Annotated in this window: 7 protein-coding genes and 1 riboswitch; all 7 genes read right to left on the bottom strand. The window is 65.8% G+C overall.

Annotated elements, in window-relative coordinates; genetic code table 11:
- Positions 1 to 33 precede the first annotated feature (33 nt).
- Entirely contained in the window at positions 34 to 1308 is a 1275-nt protein-coding gene (locus B5G43_RS13885; RefSeq protein ID WP_087262393.1) for an amidohydrolase family protein, read from the bottom strand.
- A gap of 71 nt (positions 1309 to 1379) precedes the next feature.
- A riboswitch (purine riboswitch) is annotated at positions 1380 to 1477 on the bottom strand.
- An 86-nt stretch (positions 1478 to 1563) separates the two neighbouring features.
- Complete coding sequence (locus B5G43_RS13880) at positions 1564 to 2346, bottom strand: DeoR/GlpR family DNA-binding transcription regulator (protein WP_087262391.1); 783 nt, start codon at positions 2344 to 2346, stop codon at positions 1564 to 1566.
- 22 nt (positions 2347 to 2368) lie between these two features.
- Positions 2369 to 3067: an HAD-IA family hydrolase gene (locus B5G43_RS13875; RefSeq protein ID WP_087262390.1), complete on the bottom strand. Its 699-nt coding sequence runs from the start codon at positions 3065 to 3067 to the stop codon at positions 2369 to 2371.
- Between the two features lie 41 nt (positions 3068 to 3108).
- Positions 3109 to 3660: a YcxB family protein gene (locus tag B5G43_RS13870; protein ID WP_087262389.1), complete on the bottom strand. Its 552-nt coding sequence runs from the start codon at positions 3658 to 3660 to the stop codon at positions 3109 to 3111.
- 78 nt (positions 3661 to 3738) lie between these two features.
- A complete protein-coding gene (gene rpe, locus B5G43_RS13865; protein WP_087262387.1) occupies positions 3739 to 4395 on the bottom strand; it encodes a ribulose-phosphate 3-epimerase in 657 nt (218 codons plus the stop codon).
- Between the two features lie 20 nt (positions 4396 to 4415).
- Entirely contained in the window at positions 4416 to 5360 is a 945-nt protein-coding gene (locus tag B5G43_RS13860) for a transketolase family protein (protein ID WP_087262385.1), read from the bottom strand.
- A 2-nt stretch (positions 5361 to 5362) separates the two neighbouring features.
- Positions 5363 to 6211: a transketolase gene (locus tag B5G43_RS13855; protein ID WP_087262383.1), complete on the bottom strand. Its 849-nt coding sequence runs from the start codon at positions 6209 to 6211 to the stop codon at positions 5363 to 5365.
- Between the last annotated feature and the right edge of the window lie 19 nt (positions 6212 to 6230).

Raw genomic sequence — 6230 nt, 5'->3', positions numbered from 1 at the left:
CCGCGCAGATGCGCGGCGGCCCGGGCGTCTTTTTTAGAAGAGCCGCTGTCCGGCCACGAATTTGGCCGTCACGTCGGCCGACTCGGACAGATAGATCATCTGCTCCAGCCGCTTCGACACGGTGTGGTTATGGGGGCCGGAGAGGCGGGTGTCATCCAGCACCAGGGCATCCAGCTCATACCCGGGCTCGAAGGAGCCCACCTTGCCGAAGAAGGCGCCGCCGCCCGCCGTGCCCAGCCAGAAGGCCTCGGCGGCGGTGAGGGGGGCCAGCTCCTGATCCGTCAGGCGCCAGCGGAGCTTGGACACCTGTACCGCCAGGGCCATGGCCTTGAAGATCGAGAGCTGTGCGCCGCCGGCCACGTCGCTGCCCAGGCCCACCCGCAGGCCCTCGGTCAGGAAGGCACGCACCGGCGCGATGCCGGAGGACAGGTTGGTGTTGGACTCAGGGCAGTGGGCAATGAACACCCCCCGCTCCTTCATCAGGGCGCGCTCCTCGGCCCCGGAGTGGACGCAGTGGGCCATGACGGTGGGGCAGTTCTCCCCGCCGAAGAGGCCAAAGTGGTCATAGGCGTCGCCGTAGCAGGAGGACCAGGGGCACAGCTCCTGGACCCAGGCGATCTCACCAAAGTTTTCCGACAGGTGGCTCTGGACCGGGAGGCCCCGCTCCCGCTGGAGCTTCCCCAGGCCCTCCATCAGCTCGTCGGTGCAGGAGGGGATGAACCGGGGGGTGAGGATGGGGGTGGTGCGGTGGAACGAGCCGCACCCGTCCAGCCAGCGCACCGTCTCCGAGAGGGAGGTCCGGGCGTCGGCCTCCCGGGCGGGGGAGTCGCAGTTGCGGTCCATGTTGACCTTGCCCACCTGGGTGATGAGGCCGCTGCGTTCCAGCTTCTCCATCAGCAGCAGAGTGGCGTCGGTGTGGGAGGTGGCGAAGAGGCAGGCCCGGGTGGTGGGGCTGCGCCGCAGGTCCTCCACAAAGCGGTCATAGGCCGCCCCGGCGAAGTCCAGGTCAGCATAGCGGGCCTCGGCGGGGAAGGTGTGGATGTTCAGCCAGTCCAGCAGCTCCAGGTCCATGCCCAGGGCCCGGTAGGTGTACTGGGGGGCGTGGGCGTGCAGGTCGATCAGGCCGGGAACGATGAGCTTGCCGGAAAAGTCCAGCACCGGGAGGGAGGTATATTGCTCCGGCAGCGTCTCAAAGACGCCGGCGCTGCGGCCCTCCACGCACACCAGATACCCGCCGGGCACGGTACGCCATTCTTTGGGGCTCAGGCTGTACGCCACGTCGCCCCGGAGTACGAAGGAATTTTTCATATAGATGCACCCTTTCTCACAAGGTCGGTGGGGACGAAAAAAGCCGCCGTAGCTGCGCCCATACGGTCCCCATTCCGGAACGGGAGACTGATAGGGCGGCTGTTTACGGCAGCCGGTAGAAACGCCCAACCGATTATGGGCCTATATGAGTCTTCATTCTGTCTTTATTATACCCGCTTTCAGACACTCCGTCAAGAAAAAGCCGGGCGCACTGGGAGCAGCGCGTCCGGCTGGCATCTGAGGCTGGGACCCTGGTCAGTCCAGGTCAAAATCGCTCTGCTTGACCTGGATGACCCCCATCCCGATGAAGCGCAGCTGGTCCAGCACGGCGGCGGGGGCCTTCTCGTCAGTGATGACGGTCCCCATTTTCTCCAGGTGCAGACTGGCATACGTCCCCATGACGCCGATCTTGGTGTGGTCGGCCAGGATATAGTACTGGTTGGAGTGGCTCAGCATGGTCTCATTGATGGCCAGCTCCGTGGGGATGCCGCACAGCAGCTCGCCGTTGGGGGAGATGCCGGTGCAGCCGATGAAGGCCTTTCCGGCCTGTTCCATCAGGAGGTTGCGCATGGTGCAGTCGCCGGTGAGAATGGCGTTCTGCCCCCGGACATCGCCGCCCGACAGGGTGATGCGCAGGTTGGAGGGGTACTTTTTGGCGCAGACCAGGCCGTTGTTGGTGAACACCCGGACCTGCTTCTGCTCCAGGTAGTCCAGCAGACCCAGGGCGGTTTTGCTGCCGTTGATGAAGATGTGGTCCTCCTCCGAGACCAGCGTGGCGGCATAGCGGCTGATGAGGTCACGGTACAGCTTGACCTGGTCGGCCTCCGCGGGCGAGGGGAGGCGCTGCTCCGCCACCGCGCCGCCGTAAAATCGGCTGACCAGGCCGCGATCCTCCAGATGCTGCAGATCCCGGCGGATGGTCATGGGAGAGACGTCGAAGATCTGCGCCAGCTCCTCGACCTTGATCTCCCTGCGCTCCCGCAGCAGGGAGAGGATCTTTGTATGGCGGTCATTGACCGACTGGCGATCGCGTTTCATAATACATCCTCTTTTTCCATGGTTATGGTGTGGGCCCCTCCAGAAGGAGCCCGGGCAGCCGGTCCAGCCGGTCCACCCGCAGGACCCCGGCGGGGGCTTCGGCCTCCGACCCGGGGCAGAACCAGACGGGGCGCATCCCCGCCCGCAGGGCCCCGGCCACGTCCTTTTTGGGGTTGTCCCCCACAAAGGCGCACGCCTCCGCCGGGCACCCGGCCTTCTCCAGGCACAGGGCAAAGAAGTGCTCCCCCGGCTTTTCGTCGGAGGCCTCCTCACTGGTGACCACGAAGTCGAACCAGGGCAGCAGCCCCAGGCGCTCCAGCTTCACATACTGCCAGTCGGCGGTCATGTCGGTGCCGATGCCCAGGCGCACCCCGGCCGCCTTCAGCGCCCGCAGGCAGTCCTCCACGCCGGGGCTGGGGACGGCGGCGTCCACCAGTGTGTTCCAGTAGAGCCGCTCCATGACCGGGGCGTGGGTGAGGGGCTTTCCCAGCTGCTCCAGCAGAAGCTGATAGCGGATGAGGCGGTTGTGGGTGGCGGCGCAGTTGGCCCCGGCGTGGGCCTTGAGGACCTCGTTGGCCGCGTGGTGGAGGGCGGGGAAGTCCTCCAGCGCCACCCCCAGCTCCCGCTGGGCGTACCCGGTGAGGGCGGCGAAGCCCGCGGCGTGGGCGGCGTCGTAGTCGTAGAGCGTATTGTCGATGTCAAAGATGACGGTCCGTATCATAAGTATCACCAGATTCTCTCACAGGATAGCCGGGAGACGGCTCAGAGCTGGAAGGACTGGAACTTCTTCCGGCACTGCCGCTCCATGTACCGGCGCAGGCCGTCAGGGTCGGCCAGGGCGTCCTTGGAGAGAATGTAGTAGGCCTTGCCCTTGATGACGAAGTAGAAGCACCGCTCCGTCTCCAGCAGGCTGTAGATCTGGCTGAACTTGCTGCGGGCGAAATTCTTCTGCCCCTGCAGCTTCATCTCCACGCCGTTCTCGTCGATGCGGAAGGACACCTTCTGATTCAGGTAGTGCTTGCGGTATTTTTTCAGCGTCTCGTCCGACCCGCTGCGCTTCCGGCTGGAGAGTGCCACCAGGATCATCAGCGAGCAGAGGATCAGATAGCCCACCCGAGCGATGCTCAGGCCCTGGGTATAGAGCTCTACGCCGAAATAGACCGCGCCCACCGTGCCCAGCACCCCGCACAGGATGCGCGCGGGGAGGGAGACGGTGCCCTTTTTCCCGTACAGCGCCTCGAAATCCGAGAGGATGGGGTCGGTGTAGGTAAATTCAGCGCGAAAGGCGGACGGCGATGTCTGACTGTGGTCCATGGTGATCCTCCATTGGTCGGTGGTCGGATAGGGGCAAACAGCGGGCGGCACACGGGATCGTGTGCCGCCCGCGCCGGATCAGGTTGACTCTTTCAGCTGCCGCACCGCGGCGGGGACGTCCTTGGCGTTGAAGACAGCGCTGCCCGCCACCAGGGCGGTGGCGCCGGCGGCCACGCACTCGGGCGCGGTGGTGCCGGGCTTCACGCCGCCGTCCACCGAGAGGACGGGGGAGAGGCCCCGGCGGGCGCACTCGTCCCGCAGGGCGGAGAGCTTGCCCAGGGCCCGGCGGTCAAAGGGCTGTCCGCCGTGGCCGGGCTCCACGCCCATCACCAGTACCAGCTCCAGCTGGTCCAGGTAGGGGAACACCGCCTCCACCGGGGTACCCGGATTGAGGGACAGGCCCGCCTTGCACCCGCAGGCGTGGATGGCGGGCAGAGTGGCGGGGAGGGCGTCGGTGGTCTCCACGTGGACGGTGAGGTAGTTGGCTCCGGCCTCCGCGAAGCGGCGGACGAAGCGCAGGGGATGGGCGATCATCAGGTGCACATCCATCACCGCCTCGGGCAGAGCGCGGTGGAGGGACTCCAGCACCGGCAGCCCGAAGCTGATGTTATCCACAAACCGGCCGTCCATCACGTCAAAATGGATCCAGTCGGCCCCGGCCTCCAGCACCCGGGTGCACTCCTCGCCCAGCCGGGCGAAGTCGGCGGAGAGAACGGAGGGACATACCAGTACCATGCTGTCGGCTCCTTTCGCGATTAACCCTTGGAGGTCATCTCCTTGGCCACTTCCACGATGTGGTCGGCGCACAGACCGAACTGCTTGAGCAGAGCGGCGGCGGGGCCGGAGTGGCCGAACTCGTCGTTGACGCCGATGCGCTTGACGGGGGTGGGCAGCTGCTCGCTCAGCAGGCCGCACACAGCCTCGCCCAGACCGCCGATGATGGAGTGCTCCTCCACGGTGACGATCTTGCCGCACTCCTTGGCGGCCTTCAGCACCAGCTCCTCGTCCAGGGGCTTGATGGTGGCCATGTTGATGACCCGGGCGGAGATGCCGGCCTCGGCCAGGGCCTTGCCGGCCTCAATGGCCTCGGGCACCATGATGCCGGTGGCGATGATGGCGATGTCGGTGCCGTCCTGGAGCACCTCGCCCTTGCCGATCTGGAAGTCATAGTCCTCGTCGTGGAACACGGGGGTGGCGGCGCGGCCGAAGCGCATGTAGACGGGGCCCTCCATCTCGTAGGCGGCCTTGACCATCTTGCGGGCCTCCACGTCGTCGGCGGGGCACATGACGGTCATGCCGGGGATGGTGCGCATGAGGGCGAAGTCCTCACAGCACTGGTGGGAAGCGCCGTCCTCGCCCACGGAGATGCCGCCGTGGGTGGCACCGATCTTCACGTTCAGGTGGGGGTAGCCGATGGTGTTGCGCACCTGCTCATAGGCGCGGCCGGCGGCGAACATGGCGAAGGTGGCGGCGAAGGGGACCAGGCCCATGGTGGACAGGCCCGCGGCCACGTTGACCATGTTGGCCTCGGCGATGCCGCAGTCGAAGTGCCGCTCGGGGAAGGCCTTCTGGAAGGTGGCGGTCTTGGTGGCGCCGGCCAGGTCGGCGTCCAGCACCACCAGGTTGGGGGCCACGGCGCCCAGCTCCTTCAGAGCGTTGCCGTAGCTGTCACGGGTCGCGACTTTTTTCACTTCTGCCATGATTACACCTCCAGTGCGGCGCGAGCGGCCGCCAGTTCTGCCATACCCTGCGCGTACTCCTCATCGTTGGGGGCCTTGCCGTGCCAGCCGGCCTTGTCCTCCATGTAGGAGACGCCCTTGCCCTTGGTGGTCTTCATGAGGATGGCGGTGGGCTTGCCGGTGCCCTTGTTGGCGTGGAACTTGGCGAAAGCGGACTCGATGTCCTGGAAGTCGTGGCCGTTGATCTTGACCACGTCGCAGCCGAAGGACTCGAACTTCTTGTCCACGGGCTCGGTGTTCATGACGTCGCAGGTGCGGCCGTCGATCTGCAGGCCGTTCAGGTCCACGATGATGCACAGGTTATCCAGCTTGTAGTGGGCGGCGAACATGGTGGCCTCCCAGATCTGACCCTCGGCCAGCTCGCCGTCGCCCACCAGGCAGTAGACGTTGACGTCCTTGTTCAGGAACTTGGCGCCCTTGGCCATGCCGGCAGCGGCGGAGAGGCCCTGGCCCAGAGAACCGGTGGACATGTCAACGCCGGGGACGGTGTTCATGTTGGGGTGGCCCTGGAGGTAGCTGTCGATGTGGCGCAGGGTGGGCAGGTCCTCCACGGGGAAGTAGCCCTTCAGCGCCAGCGCGCTGTACAGGCCGGGAGCGGTGTGGCCCTTGGAGAGGACAAAGCGATCACGGTCCTCCCACTTGGGGTTCTTGGGGTCCACGCGCATCTCCTTGAAGTAGAGATAGGTGAACATGTCGGCCGCCGAGAGAGAGCCGCCGGGATGGCCGGCCTTGGCGCCGTGGGTGCTGGTGAGCACGCCCTCCCGCACGCTGACGGCGGTGAGTTTCAGGGATTTTTCTTCCGCAGAAGTCATGCGATTTCCTCCTCTATGT

The sequence above is a fragment of the Flavonifractor sp. An92 genome (assembly GCF_002159175.1).
In the GTDB taxonomy this organism is placed as follows: Bacteria; Bacillota; Clostridia; order Oscillospirales; family Oscillospiraceae; genus Pseudoflavonifractor_A.
This window is presented reverse-complemented; position numbering and strand designations above follow the sequence as displayed.